We start from the raw sequence: 15,925 nt of genomic DNA, 5'->3' as shown, positions 1-15,925 counted from the left end.
CATGAACAAATGGATCTTATATATCGCCTTCCTGTTTTTTCCGGCCGCCTTGCAGGCGCAGCAGCTCAGCCTGCGCGATGCGGTGGAGATTGCCCTGAGAAATAACATGGGCATACAGCTGGCCCGCAATAATACTACAGCCGCGGGTATCAGCAACAGCTACGGCATGGCAGGCGGCCTGCCGCTAATTACGGCCACCGGTACGGATGTGGAACAGGTAACCAGCATTAAGCAGGAATATGCCAACCCGGCCAATAACAAAACCAGTAACAATGCCTCTTCCAATAATCTGAGCGCTTCGCTCAACGCCTCAATGCTGCTCTATAATGGTAACAAGGTACAAAATGCGCACCGGCGCCTGGGGCTTATTGAATCACAGAGCAGGCAACAGCTCAACTCCCGGGCGCTTACCCTGGTGTATAATGTAATGCTGCGGTATTACGATATCATCCGCCAGCAAAGCTATGCCCGTACGCTCAGCGCTTCAATAGATGTTTCCCGCGAAAAGCTGGAGATCGTTAAGGCGCAGCAAAGCGCAGGGGTGGCCAACAATGCAGACCTGTTCCAGGCACAGGTGGATCTTAATACACAGGTGCAAAACCTGCAGGCGCAACAACTGGTGATTGCGCAAGCCAAAACGGACCTGCTTACGCTGCTTACCCTTAAACCAGATTCTGCGCTCAATATATCCGATACCATCGTAGTAGACAGGTCAGTAGAACTGGGACCTGTGATCAATGCCATACAGTCTAACCCGGACATCAGCGCGGCAGACCAGCAGATCGCTATCAACGAATACATTGAAAAAGAAACCGCCGCCCAGCGCTACCCATCCCTGAGCGCCAATGCAGGATATAACTTCAGCCATACAAAGAATGCTGCAGGCTTCTCGCTCCTGAATCAAAGCTATGGACCCTTTGCAGGCGTGGGGGTGAGCATTCCCATTTTCAATGGCAGCATCTTCAGAAAGCAAACGGAAATAGCGGGTATCAATGTGAAGAATGCACAATTACAGAAAGACACCCTGGTGCTGAATTACACGGCTAACGCGGTGAAGAACTGGCAGGCTTACAATAATAACCTGCAACAGCTGGAAACGGCCAAAACCAATTATGACCTTTCCGGAAAATTACTGGACCTGGTGTTACAACGCTTCCAGCTGAAGCAGGCAACCATTGTAGATCTGAAAAATGCGCAGGACAGTTTTGAAAATGCGGGTTACCTGCTGGTGAATGTCAGTTTCTCTGCCAAAGCCGCAGAGCTGCGGCTGAAATATTATGCCAACCAGTTGCAATACTGAGATGCCGTCTTAGCGTACCGCTGCTGTTTCTGCCCGGTGCTTGAGCTCCTGCAGGCCATTATCGTAGTCTTTTTTCAGCGAACCTTCCATGAACAGGCCCATGATGTTCTGCGGGCGCGGAAACTCGGAGTCAAATCCCCAGGCCACGGTAGTTTTACCTTCTGCTTCATTCAGCTTGAAATAACAGCTGGCAACAGATTCCCAGGGCTTGATGAAATACAGCTTTTGCTGCACATTTGTATAGGGCTCCAGCGAAACATTCTCCAGTTTTCCTTCTCCTATCTTCTCTCCCTTCCATGTGCTGGCGGCGCCCACCGTACCATCTTCACCACTGAGGGTATGCTGAGCGCCCGGGTCCATTTTATACCAGGGATTCCATTTGTTGAACTCCTCGAACTTTACCAGATGCGGCCATATAACGTTGGCCGGTGCGTTGATCACTACAGTCCGTTCAATATGCATTTTTGTAGGGGCCGTAAACAGCAGGATAAGAAATACGACAACCAGGATGCCGATGATCCAGAGCAGTATTTTAACTACTTTCATGACAGTTGAAGGTTTAGTTCAACTAAATATACGTGATTTCCCGCTGCAAAGACGGTTCGGGGCGCCACTCATCCTTCTTCCGGTATCGGCTGGCAGCCATGGTAAGTTTAAATACTACTCTTTCTTATTATCGTAGGTTTTCTGTGCCTCCTGGGCTTTTTCAAAATCAAGTATCACAGAATTGATACAGTAACGAAGCCCGGTAGGCGGGGGCCCGTCATCAAACACATGTCCCAGGTGGGCTTTGCAACGGCCGCACATCACCTCGGTGCGCTGCATGCCGTGAGAATTATCAGGCGCATAGATCACGCTTGTTTTTGTCAGGGGCTGGAAAAAGCTAGGCCAGCCGCAGCTGCTTTCAAACTTGGCGTCTGATACAAATAGCGGGTTACCGCAGGCAGCACAGTAATATGTACCCTTCTCCTTGCTGTTCCAGTATTTACCTGTGAATGCCCATTCTGTTCCTTTCTCCCTGGCAATATGATAAACATCCGCCGGCAATATCTTCTTCCATTCTACATTATCCAGGCTTACTTTTGCACTATCGCTGCGGGAATAGATTTCGTTCTTTTTTCCTTCTTGCATGGTGGGATTTTTTTCTTACACGCATATACGCTCAATCATCACTGTTAAACTATAAGTTAACAGATTTTATTATATAAAGGTATCCTTTTTTACTATTAAGTTACAAAGACCGCTCCAATCTGGCTTGTACCGGTATGTTAAAATTCTCTCTTTCGGGCATGGCATTATAATTCCTAACTTTACGCCAAAAGGTGTTTTAAGTGGCCGATATCATAAATTTACTACCCGACAATATTGCCAACCAGATTGCAGCCGGTGAAGTGATCCAACGACCCGCCTCTGCGGTGAAAGAGCTCCTGGAAAATGCGGTGGATGCCGGTGCAACAGAAATTCAACTCATTATCCGCGATGCAGGTAAGGAACTGGTGCAGGTGATAGACAACGGCGCCGGGATGAGCGAAACAGATGCACGCATGTGCTTTGAGCGCCATGCCACTTCCAAGATCCGGTCTATTGATGATCTTTTCGGCATCCGCACCATGGGCTTTCGTGGCGAAGCGCTGGCCTCTATTGCTGCCGTGGCGCAGGTAGCCCTCAAAACCCGCCGGCACGATTCCCCCATCGGCACTTATATAGAAATAGACAACAGCGTGGTACGCAAACAGGAGCCCTGCCAGACAGCAGAAGGCACCAGCTTTGCCATGAAGAACCTTTTCTTTAACGTACCTGCGCGTCGTAACTTCCTCAAAAGCAACGCTGCAGAAATGCGGCACATTGTAGATGAGTTTATCCGGGTGGCCATGGCCTTCCCGCACCTGCAATTCACCTTTACCAGCAACGGCCAGCAGATGTTCTACCTGGAAAAAGGCTCGCTCAAACAGCGGGTGATCGCCATCCTGGGACAGCATTATAATGCCCGGCTGGTAACGGTAAAGGAAAGTACAGACTATGTAAACATACACGGCTTTGTAGGCAAGCCGGAAACGGCCAAGAAAACCCGGGGTGACCAGTTCTTCTTCGTGAATAACCGCTTTATCAAAAGCCCTTACCTGCACCACGCCATTATGAGCGCCTTCTCGGAAATGATCCCCGCAGACAGCTTTCCGCTGTATGTGCTCTTTATTGACCTGGATCCCGCCCATGTGGATATCAACGTGCACCCCACCAAACAGGAAATAAAGTTTGACGACGAAAAGATATTGTACGCCTTCGTGCAGTCTGCCGTTAAACATGCCCTGGCCCAGTTCAATGTTACGCCTACGCTTGACTTTGACCTGGACCCCGGCATTCAGCAGCTCGACGCGGTGAGTAAACCCTTTACAGAACAGCAGCAGCAACGCTCTGCCAGCGGCTCCCTGTACAAAACGTTTACCCAGGCCAACCAGGCTCACGTGATCGATAAAAGCAGCGGGAGCAACCTGAAACACTGGAAGGATATTTATGAGATCGGCAGGTCTGATTTTAACCGCCCCGCTGCAGCAATGCCGGCCGCCAATGGCGATGACAATGAGTTTGTGAACCGCCCCTCCACCGCCTCTGTGATAGATGAGCGCTGGCAGGAGGCCGCTACTGATACCAAGGTACCCGTACAGGTACACCAGCAATACATTCTTTCCCAGATAAAATCCGGCTTCATCCTGATAGACCAGCAGGCCGCGCACGAAAGGATACTGTATGAAAGGTACCAGCGCGCCCTCCAGGAAAAGCCCATGCCCACACAGCAAAGTCTTTTTCCGCAAACCCTGCAGCTGCTACCCGCAGATGCGGCCCTCATCAGTGAAATGCTGCCAGATCTGCATCTGCTGGGCTATGACATGGAGCCCTTTGGCAACCACACTTTTGTAGTGCGGGGTACTCCCGCAGACATCCAGAGCGGTAACGAACAGGCCAGCATTGAAGGCCTGCTGGAACAGTTCAAACACTTCAGCGCCGAACTGAAAGTGAATAAACGCGAACAACTGACCCGCTCTATGGCCAGGAACAATTCCATCCCGGCCGGTAAGGTGCTCAGTACCCGTGAAATGCAGAATATTATTGACGAACTGTTTGCCTGCAGTATGCCCAATGTATCACCAGGCGGCAAGTATACCTATGTTTCCTTCAAGCTGACAGATATCAACCGTATGTTCGAGAAAGGGAATTAAGGAGTAATGATAGTATGCTCCCCGGCCTTTTTGTTAATATAGTATTATCAGAGCAGGCCTTTCAGCCGTTTGTACAGTTCCAGGTACAGGTGGTAGTGCTCCCGGTATATGTACTTACCTTCTTCACGGGGCGTAAATACGGCCTCTTCCACCGCTGCAGGACTGGTATAGGGCAATCCCAATGCCTCATAGCCTACCATGGCGGCCCCCAGGGCCGAAGCATCGTGCTGCTGCGCCAGGTACATAGGCTGCTGGAAGATGTCTGCCATCAGTTGTATCCAGCCCGGCGAATGGGTAAAGCCCCCGCTTACAGAGATCTTACTGATGGGCCCCGCTGTTTCCTGCAACGCCTGCCCTATGCTGAGCAACCCGAAGGCCACACTTTCCAGGAGGGCGCGCATAAAATGCAGCGCGGTATGCTGGGGTTGTATACCGATGAAGGCCCCTCGGGCGTGCGGGTCCCAAACCGGTGCGCGCTCTCCCAGCAGGTAGGGCAGACATATTACGCCTTCTGCGCCGGGCGCTATGACCAGGGCCTGTTCAATAGCGGTGTTCAGGTCTTCCGGCCCCTGTTGCTGCAGAAAATCCCTTACAAACCATTGCAGGGCCACGCCTCCGTTGTTCACAGGACCGCCCGTAACGTAATGTTTGTTATCTAATATATAGTTGAATAAGCGCTGTTCGGGATCATCAACCGGTGTGGGAACCGTCATCCGCATGGCGCCACTGGTGGCAATGGTAAGCGTGGCATGGCCGGGCGCCAGGGCGCCGCTGCCCAGTTGCGCCAGGCAGCCGTCACTGGCGCCTGTTACCAGCGGGGTGTTTGCCGGTATGCCTAAATCGGCAGCAACCGCTGGATGCAGTCCGGGTAATATATAATTTGCCGGAACCGGTTCCGGTAACTGGCTGGCCGTAATACCGGCAAAGGCCAGGGCGTCTTTACTCCACTGCCGCTGGCGGATGTCAAACAGGCCGGTGGCAGATGCTACGGAATGATCTATAACATAACGCCCTGAAAAACAATGCAGCACATACTCTTTGATACCCAGGAACATGTGTGCCTGCTGAAACAGGTCTGGCGCTTCTTCCCGCAACCAGGCTATTTTGCAGAGCGGCGACATGGGATGTACCGGCACGCCTGTTTGCTGGTACAGGGCCTTGCCCTCTGCTGTGGGCTGCAGGGCGGTGGCAATATCCTGGCTGCGGTTATCCGCCCAGATGATCAGCGGCGTCAGTGCCCGGTGCTGTGCATCCATTGCCATCACGCTGTGCATGGCACTGCTGAATGAAATTGCCGCCGGTGCGGCGCCCATCTGCCGCACTACCTCCCTGATCCCGTGTTTAACCGCCCGTAAAATATCTTCCGGGTTTTGCTCACTATACCCCGGCTGGGGCAAATGAGTGCTATATGCCTGCTGCTGAACCGCCTGCACGCTGCCGTTTGGCAACAGGGCTATCACTTTGGTGCTTCCGGTGCCAATATCGGCGCCGATCATGTAAATTAATGGGCTGCTCATACCTTAAAAGGTTCTCAAAATAAAAAACACCTTTCATTTTCTACGTTTAATTTATAGATTTAAAGCCTTTTATGAGTCAAAACATATCCACGTATTATGGCATTTGAAATAAAGCAGCAAGGCAAGGTCTATGATGTCTGTATTGTAGGTTCAGGAGCCGGTGGCGGTATGGCCGCCAAGATTTTATCAGACGCAGGACTAAAAGTGGCGTTATTGGAAGCAGGGCCAAAATACGACCCGGCAGACCCGGAACAGGCCACCCAGTTAAAGTGGCCCTGGCAGTCTCCCCGCCGCGGAGCAACCACTACCCGCCCCTTCGGCGATTTTGACGCTGCCTACGGCGGCTGGGAAATTGAAGGAGAGCCTTACACCACAAAGAACGGCACGCAATTCGACTGGTTCCGCTCGCGTATGCTGGGCGGACGTACCAATCACTGGGGACGTATATCACTGCGCTTCGGTCCCCGCGACTTCAAACACAAAAGTTATGATGGCCTGGGTGATGACTGGCCCATCTCTTACGACGACGTAAAACCTTTTTACGACCGCGTAGACAAGATGATCGGCGTATTTGGTACCAAAGAAGGCATCTTCAATGAACCGGACGGCTACTTCCTTCCTCCGCCCAAACCGCGCCTGCACGAGCTGATGATCAAGGGTGCCGGCGAACGTTTAGGCATCCCGGTAATTACTGCCCGTATGTCTATGTTAACACGTTCGGTGAACAAGGACCGCGGCGCCTGTTTTTACTGCAGCCAGTGTAACCGCGGCTGTACCGTGTATGCCGACTTCTCCTCCTCTTCCTGCCTGGTAAAACCAGCCATGAAGTCGGGCCATGTTGATCTCTACACCAACGCAATGGCGCGCGAAGTAATAACAGATGATAAAGGAAAGGCAACCGCCGTTTCCTATGTTGATAAAACAGACCTGCAGGAGTACCAGGTTAAGGCCAGAGTAATTGTACTGGCAGCCAGCGCCTGTGAATCCGCCCGTCTGCTGCTCAACTCTAAATCTGCTACCTTCCCCAACGGCCTTGCCAATGGCAGCGGCGTGGTGGGCAAATATCTGCATGACTCTACCGGCTCATCCCGCGGGGCATTCCTTCCGCAGCTGATGGACCGTAAACGCTATAATGAAGATGGCGTGGGCGGTATGCACGTTTATATTCCGTGGTGGCTGGATAACAAGAAACTGGACTTTGCCCGCGGGTATCACGTTGAACTGGGTGGCGGTATGCATATGCCCATGTATGGTTTCGGTTTTGGTATTGAGCGCCTGAATGGCAAGTACGGCGTTCCTGCCGGAGAAACCAAACAGGCCGGCGGTTACGGCGCGTCCCTGAAGAACGACTACCGCCGTTTCTATGGCGCCACCATTGGATTTGCAGGCCGCGGCGAGTGTATTGCCCGTGAAGACAATTACTGTGAGATCGATCCGAATGTAGTAGACAAATATGGTATACCCGTACTGCGTTTCAACTACACCTGGAGCGACCATGAGATCAAACAGGCAAAGCACATGCAGGATACTTTTGAGCAGCTCATTCACGAACTGGGCGGGGTGCCCCTTGGAGACAAACCCGGCGCCGATACCATGTATGGCCTGGAAACACCCGGCCGTATTATACATGAAGTAGGTACCACCCGTATGGGCAATGATCCGAAACGCTCTGTACTCAACAAATACAACCAGGCGCATGAGGTGAAGAACCTCTTTGTGGTAGATGGAGGCCCCTTTGTGTCCCAGGCAGATAAAAATCCTACCTGGACCATCCTGGCCCTCTCTATGCGCGCCTCTGAGTATATTATAGATGAGCTGAAGAAACAGAATTTGTAAAAATCAGTCCCTGGTCATTAGCAGCTGCTTTAACCAAGGACTAGTAATTAAACTGACTAAACATGGATAGAAGAGAGTCCCTCAAAGCCCTGGCTGTCGGGTCTTTTTCTGTAAGCACTTTCCTCGCCGCCTGTAAGGACAATAAGACGACCGTAAAGGAAACGAAGGATGGCGCCGGTGCTGAAGTGTATGGCCGCACCGCCGAAGAAAAGGAAAGGGATGCCAGACTGATGGGCGATAAGTTCTTTACCAATGCGGAGATGAAAACCATCACGGCGCTGGTGGCCCTCATCATCCCGGCAGACGAGCGTTCGGGCAGTGCGGTGGATGCCGGTGTGCCTGATTTCATTGAGTTCATGGCAAAAGACCAGCCCCGCTACCAGCTGCCGCTGCGCGGCGGACTTCGCTGGCTGGATGTGTTCTGCCTCAAGCATCATAAAAAGATCTTTGTAGAATGTAACGCCCAGCAGCAAACCGCTGTGCTGGACGTCATTGCCTACCCGGAAAAAGCCACCCCCGAAACAAGCCAGGGGGTGATGTTCTTCAGCACACTGCGCAACCTGACCGCTACCGGCTTCTTTACCAGCAAGATAGGTATAAAAGACCTGGGCTACGTTGGTAACACGCCGAATGAATGGGATGGGGTGCCGGATGATGTACTGAAACAGTACGGGCTGGCTTATGATGAGAAACTGCTGCCGCTTTACCTCAAAATGGAGGACAGAGGCAAGCTGATGACATGGGATTAAAATCTTTTTTAATTATATTATCCAAAATTTTTGTTACTCATGGTCCAGGAAAAGAATAACCAGGAAAATTCAAATTCCGTTTCCCGCAGATCGTTCCTAAAGAATGGCGCATTAACCGCCGCCAGCTTTATGATCATTCCACGTCATGTACTGGGAGGTAAAGGATATATAGCGCCCAGCGATCGCCTCCGCATTGCCGGTATAGGTGTTGGCGGTAAAGGGCAGAGCGATATTGCCGAATTTGCCAAAGGCCCCGCAGATATTGCGTTTCTGTGCGATGTGGATGAGCGCCGCGCGGCCAATTCCGTGAAAGCGTTCCCGAAAGCGAAATTCTATAAAGACTTCCGCGTTATGCTGGAAAAAGAGCACAAGAACATTGACGCGGTCTCTGTTTCCACGCCAGATCACCAGCACGCCGTGGCCGCCATGGCTGCCATGCAGCTGGGCAAGCACGTATATGTGCAAAAACCGCTTACCCACGATATCTACGAAGCACGTATGCTTACCAAAGCAGCTGAACGTTATAAAGTGGTGACCCAGATGGGTAACCAGGGCTCCTCCGGCGATGGCGTTCGCCAGCTGATGGAATGGTACAAAGCAGGCCTGGTGGGCGATGTGCACACCGTATACTGCTGGACAGACCGTCCCGTATGGCCGCAGGGTATTCCCTGGCCCCAGGCAAAGGCAGAAGTGCCTAAAGAACTGGACTGGGATCTGTGGCTGGGTACTGCCCCCTACAGGGACTATATAGATAAGTTAGTGCCCTTCAACTGGCGCGGCTGGTGGGATTACGGTACCGGCGCCATCGGCGACATGGGCTGTCATATCATTGAGCCGCCCTTCCGCGTGCTGGACCTGGGCTACCCTACTGCCGTAGAGTGCAGCGTAGGCAGCGTTTATGTGGATGAGTTCAAACGCGGCTATTTCCCTGAAAGCTGCCCGCCTTCTTCTCACGTTACGCTGAAGTTCAAGGGCAGGAACGGTAAAGATGTGACCATGCACTGGATGGACGGTGGCATTCAGCCTGAGCGCCCCGAAGAGCTGGGCCCCAACGAAAGGATGGGCGACGGCGGTAACGGCGCCCTGTTCATAGGCGATAAAGGCAAAATGATGTGCGGAACCTATGGTATGTTCCCCAGCCTGCTGCCCACATCCCGCAACCAGCAGGTAAATGTGCCGAAAACTATTGCCCGTGTGCCCGAAGGCCACTACCAGCAATGGGTAAATGCCGCTATTGCCGGTTATAACAGCGATAAGGCAAAAGCCCTCAGCTCTCCCTTCACCATAGCCGGCCCGCTTACCGAAACCGTGCTGATGAGCAACCTCGCCATCCGCAGCTTCGATATCAAGAAAGAAGTGAACGGCAAATCCAGCTTCCCCGGCCGCTATATTAAACTGCTGTGGGATGGCGAAGCCATGAAGATCACCAATTTTGACGAGGCCAACCAGTTCGTGAAGCGCCAATACCGCGACGGCTGGAGCCTGGGTGTGTAATTAATTGGTCTATATACTGATGTGCGGATCTGCAGCTGCCTGCACAAGGCAGTTTGCTCAGATCCGCACTTTCTTTTTAGCCCCCCGCAGATCATCATATTAAAATATTCCTGGTGTGATTTTCGTTTAGTACAATACGAATACTATTTTTACATCGCCAAACCATATCCCAGTTATATGCGGAGAAATTACTTTTGGCCGCTTGCCTTGATGATAGGCGGTCTGATCTTATGGGCCTGTAAAAAGGAGGTAAGCCGTGAGGGTGAATCTCCCGGAACAATTCCCAGTACCTGCGGGTATGCCCCCTATACCAGTGGCTCTACGTATAACTATGAGACCTACCGAGGTGAAACAGGTGATACCAACTACTTCACCGTTACGGTTACAGGTGATAGCACCATCAACGGGCTGTCTTATAAAAAGCTTTCTTCAGACACCGCCACCACTTACGACCGTTGCGATAACGGCACCTACCGCCAGCTGGTAAAAGGCCTTTCGTATATGGGATATTCTGTGGACAGCATAACCTCCGTTTACCTGAAAGATTTTGTGCCGGTTGGCAGCAGCTGGTCTGATACCGTTACCGTAAAGGATGGCGGTGTTAACGTAAACGTATATCTCACGTACACCATTACCCAGAAAGGGATCAACAAACGTGTATTTGACCTGGACTATACCGAAGTAATAGCAGTAAGACTGGCAGCAGCCACCAGAGTACTGGGACAAACTATTTCGCTGGGCACCCTGGTTACCAACTATTACGCCAAAGATATTGGCCTGATACAGGCAGACCAGGCCGAAGATACCACCCGTCTCAGAAGCTACAATATCCAATAGGGATCAATCAATACTGATCCCTTACAGCAGTGAGGAACTTCTCTACCGCCCTTCTTACAACAGCAGAGGAATTGTTGGTGTGATTATTTACCAGCACGCTGAACACCAGCGTTTTACCCTTCTTAGTTACCAGGTAGCCGCTCAGTGCTACACAGCCATTCAGGGTGCCTGTTTTGGCATGCACAAACTGCCCCGGGTAGTAATTGCGTAATGTGCCCTTACCCCCTGTAGGAAATATGCTCCACAACCTTGCTTCCGGCACCTGTTGACGCATCTTTGTCAGCACGCTCACAAAATCCCTGGGAGTGAATAGATTGTACCGCGATAGCCCCGAACCATCTGCCCATTTCGGCGTATCGGGCAGAAACCGCAGGTAATCCCGCTGCATATACCCGATCGTCTTTGCGGTGCTGATCGTATCCCACTGCCTCGCCGCGCACATCATCAGTATCTGTTCAGCAAAGAAGTTATCACTGCGATGCATCATCGGGGTAAATAAAGTATCTACCGGCTGACTGTGTAAGATCTTAAAGGCAGCGTCGTTTAATTGCGGCGAGCCTTCCGCTGCATACACCGGTTTATGCAGGGTGTCCTGCAGGCGCCTGGCAATGTCCTGCAGGCTGCCGGTGATAAACGGGACTTCAGCCAGTAATGGTCCGTAGTCATTGCCTGCAAACTGCAGGGAGAACCGGTTACTGCGTTCATCCCTGTCTGTAAAGGCCTCTTCCAGCGTATCATTCCGCTGCCAGCTGAAATGTTCAGGATCGCTGAACTCAGGGGGGGTTATACTGATGGTATCCCGGTGATGCCTGATGCGGGCCACATTGCCGTAGATGGGCCACTCATTCAGCTCGGGCTGGTAGTAGTCTGCATAATCGCTCCAGCCCCATCCCGGGCCAAAACGTTTATTGGTGTTAACGGCAGGCAGCAGTACAATACGTTTATCCGTTTGCGTAAGCAGCTGCATTACGGGTTGTGTAATAAAATCCGGATGCAGGAAGGAGGGATCGGCAGTACCTTTTATGTACAGAACAGAATCAGTTTCCAGGTATCGCATACCCGGCAGGCTGTCGCCCAGTAACTGCAGGCCGGTGAACAGGGTGAAGATCTTGGTATTGGACGCCGGCGTAAAGTACTTGTCCGCCTGGTATTGGTACCAATAGTTCTGGCTGGCGGGATCGTAGATGCAGATACCTACGTGCGCCTGTTTGATGGCCGGGTTGTTCAGCAGTACCTGCGCTGGTTTACGGATGCCCGGCTGCTGCGCCTGCAGGGCTGTTACTTGCAATAACAGTACAGAAAGGAATAAGGTGAGTGTAACCTTGTTGTTCATGTGCGATGTTTAAAGAAAAGCTCCGGGAGTTGGTGACATCCCGGAGCATAAGGTTTCCTGGTAGTATAATAATGTTTAGCTGAAATAGCGGGTGGTGCCTGGTTTTGCGTAGGCATAGAAACCATCACTGTCCGGCATTACCGGCGGATTGGCGTCAAATGCATAAGTGGCCGGTTGCAGGTTAATGCCTGAGTTCAGTGCCTTGTCCCAGGGTATAATTTGCCCTGAATAGGTGGCCATACGGCCGATGATGGCAGAGAGGGTGGCCTGCGCCCCACGTTCAGCATCCCAGAACTTGTATTCGCCTTTGGCAATGGCAGCAAACAGCTCATCGTGTTCTGTCTGATAAGGATTGTTTTCCTTCTTTTTATCAAACTGGTACAGCACTTTTCCTTTGTGGTCCTGTATCAGCCCTTTATCGCAGATGATACGGCCCCGGGTGCCTACTATCTCTTCGTCTACCCGGCTGGCGCTGTCTTTCCAGTGGCGGCACTGGCTGTTCATCACCACACCGTCGGCATAACGGTATTCTACGTAGTGGTGGTCAAAGATCTCACCGGTATCTTTACCGGTGCGTACGGCACGGCCGCCCATACCAACGGCAGATGCGGGTGTTGCGTTCTTGAACCAGTTGCCAACATCAATGTTGTGGATGTGCTGCTCTACAATATGATCGCCGCACAGCCAGTTGAAGTAGTACCAGTTACGCATCTGGTATTCCATTTCCGTATACTCGGGTTTGCGTGGCCTTATCCACAAAGCGCCCTGGTTCCACCAAACCTGCATGGAGAGGATATCGCCTATCATACCATCCTGCACGCGTTTGTACAGTTCACGGTAGGAGTTCTGGTAACGGCGTTGCAGGCCTACTACCACATTGAGCTTTTTAGCCTTAGCCTGTTCTGCCGCCTCCAGCACTTTCTTGATACCGGCAGGATCCGTGGCCACGGGCTTTTCCATAAATACATGTTTATTCTGTTTGATGGCCTCTTCGAAATGAATGGGACGGAACCCGGGAGGGGTAGCCAGCACCACCACATCTGCAAGTGCTATGGCTTTCTGGTAGGCATCAAAACCAACAAACTTGTGCTCTTCTGTCACCTTCAGACGGTCTGCCTTGCCTTGTTCTTCCAGGGCCTCCTTAATATTGTTGTAACTATCTTTCAGCCGGTCGGCAAAGGCATCTGCCATAGCCACCAGCTCTACATTTTCTTTTGTGCTTAATGCTTGCGTAGCGGCGCCGGTTCCACGGCCACCGCAACCTATAAGGGCAATCTTAATGGTATCTTTCGCGCCGGAGAAGTAATTGGCGTGGCTCAGTACAGGCATCGCAAGCAGGCCGCCGGCCAGTAAGCCAGACTGCTTCATAAAGTCCCTGCGGCCCTGATCGTGGAATGTTTGTTTTTCGTTCTTCATACATGCGTTTTTATAGCGGTTAGAATCAATTAATAATTAATTTCCTCAGCGGGCTCCAACGTATTTGTCGAGAACTTCGGCAAAGAATTGTTCCGCTTCTTCTTTTGTAGGCTGCTTTACGGGCCGTACTATCCTGAAACCGATAAAGGGTGCGTCTGCATTCCACCATTTGCTCTTAGGTATCTGCGGATCGCGGCGGTTCCAGTTGGGATCAGATCTTAACCTGGCGGCGCTGCGTACTTTGCCGGCATCGTCCTGGTAGTTACCACCCTTAATGGTACGGGGCGTTTTGCTGGTGGGCTTGTTCCATGGGTCAGTAGCTTCGGCATGCTCCAGGAACCGGGCATCGTACTGGTCCAGCGTCCATTCTGCCACATTACCCAGCATATCATACAGGCCCCATGCATTTGGTTTCAGCTGCCCTACTTTGTGATATTTTCCCTCGCTGTTGGCGGCGTACCAGGCATATTCTTTCAGCTGTCCTTCCTCATCACCAAAAGGATAGGCGGTAGTGGCGCCCGCACGGCAGGCGTACTCCCACTCAGCTTCAGTGGGCAGCCGGTAGAAAACCCCGGTCTTTACGTACAGCCAGCGGCAATAAGACAGGGCGCCATACTGGCTCATACTGTTGGCAGGATATCCGCCGGTTTTACCCATACCAAGAGTAAGATCTATATAGGGAGGGCTGGGCCTTGTCATGCCGTCGGGAACGGGGGTTTTATCTTTTTCAGGATCCGCATATACATCGTATTCGTCAAAAGTCACTTCACAGGCGCCCATCCAGAAAGGGGCGATGGTCACCTTTTTCTGCGGGCCTTCATCGGTGCCGCGGCCTTTTTCTCCGGCAGGACTGCCAATGGTAAAAGATCCGCCCGCAATAGGCACCATTTTGAATGCGATCTCTGTTCCGGGTATTTTTTCTTCATACGAGGTAAAGGCTGTGTTACCGTTACCACCCTGTTGTGCCAGTACGGTTTGAGTCAACAACAAGCCTAAAGTTACTGCTGTCAGTTTTTCCATCATGTAGCTGAAAAAGATGAGAAGGTAAATTATTAAATCTGAGGATGGAATGCAATATTATTTTGACGGGATAGAATATGATGGGATGAATTATTAAATTTAAGCCTGTATCATCTACATTTAACCTGTTAAACGTTATGGAAAGAAGAACATTCCTGCAACAAGGCACCCTGGCGGGCATCTCTGCCCTGGCTTTTGGCGGCGTTCAGGCGGCCACCGGCCCTGCAGCAGCAAAAGCGGAAAAGACCTTTAATATGAACTATGCCCCGCATGATGGCATGTTCAAGAACAGCGCCGGCGCTGATTTCCTTGACCAGATCCGCTTTATGCATGATCAGGGTTTCCGTGCCATTGAAGACAATGGCCTGCTGAAAAGGGATACTGCCATGCAGGAAAAGATCGGCAACCTGCTCGCCAAACTGGGTATGACCATGGGCGTGTTTGTAATAGACAGTGGCGATAACTGGAAAGTTTCTCTGACCACCGGCAAACAGGAATTCAAAGATAATTTCTTAAAGACCTGCCGCACTGCCGTAGATGCTGCCAAACGCGTAAATGCCAAATGGGCCACGGTAGTGCCGGGCTTTTTTGAACGTAAACTGCCCATTGGCGTACAAACCGGGAATGTTATAGATGCCCTGCGGGCCGGCGCCGAAGTACTGGAGCCCAGCGGACTGGTAATGGTGCTGGAACCGCTCAGCGACACGCCGGAGCTCTTCCTGCGCACTGCAGATCAGACCTATGAGATCTGCCGCGCCGTAAACAGTCCCTCCTGCAAGATCCTGTATGATATTTACCATATGCAGCGTAATACCGGCCATCTTATTCCCATGATGGATATGTGCTGGAGCGAAATTGCGTATATCCAGATCGGTGATAATCCCGGGCGTAAAGAGCCGGGCACCGGTGAGATCAACTACAGGAACATCTTCAAACACCTGCACGAAAAAGGCTACAAGGGCGTGCTGGGTATGGAGCACGGCAACTTCCACGAGGGCAAGGAAGGAGAAGTAGCCCTGATCAAAGCCTATCGCGAATGCGATAACTTCCTGGCTTAAGTAAAGGCAATTCTGACTTTGGTTTAAAATAACAAGAGGGTGTATCAGTTTTGATACGCCCTCGTTATTTAATGACTGATCCGGCTGAAACCCAATCCAATCAGAAATTGGTGATGTTATGCCGACTGTTTGGCAAAACAAGGCATGCCT

At 51.6% G+C, this 15,925-nt stretch carries 13 protein-coding genes; 7 read left to right on the top strand and 6 right to left on the bottom strand.

From position 1 onward, the window contains the following. Position 1 precedes the first annotated feature (1 nt). Positions 2 to 1,300, top strand: coding sequence for a TolC family protein (locus Q0577_RS19630; RefSeq protein ID WP_298739306.1), 1,299 nt, complete (start codon positions 2 to 4; stop codon positions 1,298 to 1,300). 9 nt (positions 1,301 to 1,309) lie between these two features. Here Q0577_RS19630 and Q0577_RS19625 read toward each other — a convergent pair whose 3' ends face one another. Together Q0577_RS19625 and msrB are read right to left on the bottom strand one after the other, a co-directional pair. Next, a complete protein-coding gene (locus Q0577_RS19625; protein ID WP_298739305.1) occupies positions 1,310 to 1,846 on the bottom strand; it encodes an SRPBCC family protein in 537 nt (178 codons plus the stop codon). A gap of 114 nt (positions 1,847 to 1,960) precedes the next feature. Then, complete coding sequence (gene msrB, locus Q0577_RS19620; protein WP_298739303.1) at positions 1,961 to 2,431, bottom strand: peptide-methionine (R)-S-oxide reductase MsrB; 471 nt, start codon at positions 2,429 to 2,431, stop codon at positions 1,961 to 1,963. A 200-nt stretch (positions 2,432 to 2,631) separates the two neighbouring features. Here msrB and mutL point away from each other — a divergent pair, with 200 nt between their 5' ends. Further along, on the top strand, positions 2,632 to 4,515 hold the full coding sequence (gene mutL / locus Q0577_RS19615; protein ID WP_298739302.1) for a DNA mismatch repair endonuclease MutL: 1,884 nt from the start codon (positions 2,632 to 2,634) through the stop codon (positions 4,513 to 4,515). A gap of 47 nt (positions 4,516 to 4,562) precedes the next feature. On the opposite strand, the gene Q0577_RS19610 is transcribed toward mutL, so the two are convergent. After that, complete coding sequence (locus tag Q0577_RS19610; RefSeq protein WP_298739301.1) at positions 4,563 to 6,032, bottom strand: gluconokinase; 1,470 nt, start codon at positions 6,030 to 6,032, stop codon at positions 4,563 to 4,565. Positions 6,033 to 6,128: 96 nt separating this feature from the next. Between Q0577_RS19610 and Q0577_RS19605 the strand changes: the two genes are divergently transcribed. The 4 genes from Q0577_RS19605 (at position 6,129) to Q0577_RS19590 (ending at position 10,948) form a co-directional block, all read left to right on the top strand. Next, on the top strand, positions 6,129 to 7,868 hold the full coding sequence (locus Q0577_RS19605) for a GMC family oxidoreductase (protein WP_298739299.1): 1,740 nt from the start codon (positions 6,129 to 6,131) through the stop codon (positions 7,866 to 7,868). A gap of 62 nt (positions 7,869 to 7,930) precedes the next feature. Beyond that, complete coding sequence (locus Q0577_RS19600; RefSeq protein ID WP_298739297.1) at positions 7,931 to 8,617, top strand: gluconate 2-dehydrogenase subunit 3 family protein; 687 nt, start codon at positions 7,931 to 7,933, stop codon at positions 8,615 to 8,617. Positions 8,618 to 8,656: 39 nt separating this feature from the next. After that, complete coding sequence (locus Q0577_RS19595) at positions 8,657 to 10,111, top strand: Gfo/Idh/MocA family oxidoreductase (protein WP_298739295.1); 1,455 nt, start codon at positions 8,657 to 8,659, stop codon at positions 10,109 to 10,111. Positions 10,112 to 10,288: 177 nt separating this feature from the next. Then, positions 10,289 to 10,948 (top strand): hypothetical protein, encoded by a 660-nt coding sequence (locus tag Q0577_RS19590; protein WP_298739293.1) that lies wholly within the window; start codon positions 10,289 to 10,291, stop codon positions 10,946 to 10,948. A 7-nt stretch (positions 10,949 to 10,955) separates the two neighbouring features. On the opposite strand, the gene Q0577_RS19585 is transcribed toward Q0577_RS19590, so the two are convergent. From Q0577_RS19585 to Q0577_RS19575, 3 genes are all read right to left on the bottom strand, one after another. After that, positions 10,956 to 12,281 carry a D-alanyl-D-alanine carboxypeptidase gene (locus Q0577_RS19585; protein WP_298739291.1) on the bottom strand — a complete coding sequence of 442 codons (1,326 nt, stop codon included), beginning with the start codon at positions 12,279 to 12,281 and terminating at the stop codon, positions 10,956 to 10,958. A gap of 75 nt (positions 12,282 to 12,356) precedes the next feature. Then, positions 12,357 to 13,697: a Gfo/Idh/MocA family oxidoreductase gene (locus Q0577_RS19580; protein ID WP_298739290.1), complete on the bottom strand. Its 1,341-nt coding sequence runs from the start codon at positions 13,695 to 13,697 to the stop codon at positions 12,357 to 12,359. A gap of 45 nt (positions 13,698 to 13,742) precedes the next feature. After that, positions 13,743 to 14,684: a formylglycine-generating enzyme family protein gene (locus tag Q0577_RS19575; protein WP_298739288.1), complete on the bottom strand. Its 942-nt coding sequence runs from the start codon at positions 14,682 to 14,684 to the stop codon at positions 13,743 to 13,745. 170 nt (positions 14,685 to 14,854) lie between these two features. Between Q0577_RS19575 and Q0577_RS19570 the strand changes: the two genes are divergently transcribed. Further along, positions 14,855 to 15,775, top strand: a complete 921-nt coding sequence (locus Q0577_RS19570) for a TIM barrel protein (protein WP_298739285.1) — start codon at positions 14,855 to 14,857, stop codon at positions 15,773 to 15,775. Positions 15,776 to 15,925: the final 150 nt, after the last annotated feature.

It is taken from the genome of uncultured Chitinophaga sp., from assembly GCF_937898475.1.
In the GTDB taxonomy this organism is placed as follows: domain Bacteria; phylum Bacteroidota; class Bacteroidia; order Chitinophagales; family Chitinophagaceae; genus Chitinophaga.
This window is presented reverse-complemented; position numbering and strand designations above follow the sequence as displayed.

Bases quoted from the DNA above. Each gene is read 5' to 3' on its own strand.
- Q0577_RS19580 (WP_298739290.1), bottom strand. From the start codon at position 13,697: ATGAAGAACGAAAAACAAACATTCCACGATCAGGGCCGCAGGGACTTT.
- Q0577_RS19610 (WP_298739301.1), bottom strand. From the start codon at position 6,032: ATGAGCAGCCCATTAATTTACATGATCGGCGCCGATATTGGCACCGGA.
- Q0577_RS19595 (WP_298739295.1), top strand. From the start codon at position 8,657: ATGGTCCAGGAAAAGAATAACCAGGAAAATTCAAATTCCGTTTCCCGC.
- Q0577_RS19625 (WP_298739305.1), bottom strand. From the start codon at position 1,846: ATGAAAGTAGTTAAAATACTGCTCTGGATCATCGGCATCCTGGTTGTC.
- Q0577_RS19585 (WP_298739291.1), bottom strand. From the start codon at position 12,281: ATGAACAACAAGGTTACACTCACCTTATTCCTTTCTGTACTGTTATTG.
- msrB (WP_298739303.1), bottom strand. From the start codon at position 2,431: ATGCAAGAAGGAAAAAAGAACGAAATCTATTCCCGCAGCGATAGTGCA.
- Q0577_RS19590 (WP_298739293.1), top strand. From the start codon at position 10,289: ATGCGGAGAAATTACTTTTGGCCGCTTGCCTTGATGATAGGCGGTCTG.
- Q0577_RS19600 (WP_298739297.1), top strand. From the start codon at position 7,931: ATGGATAGAAGAGAGTCCCTCAAAGCCCTGGCTGTCGGGTCTTTTTCT.
- Q0577_RS19570 (WP_298739285.1), top strand. From the start codon at position 14,855: ATGGAAAGAAGAACATTCCTGCAACAAGGCACCCTGGCGGGCATCTCT.
- Q0577_RS19630 (WP_298739306.1), top strand. From the start codon at position 2: ATGAACAAATGGATCTTATATATCGCCTTCCTGTTTTTTCCGGCCGCC.
- Q0577_RS19605 (WP_298739299.1), top strand. From the start codon at position 6,129: ATGGCATTTGAAATAAAGCAGCAAGGCAAGGTCTATGATGTCTGTATT.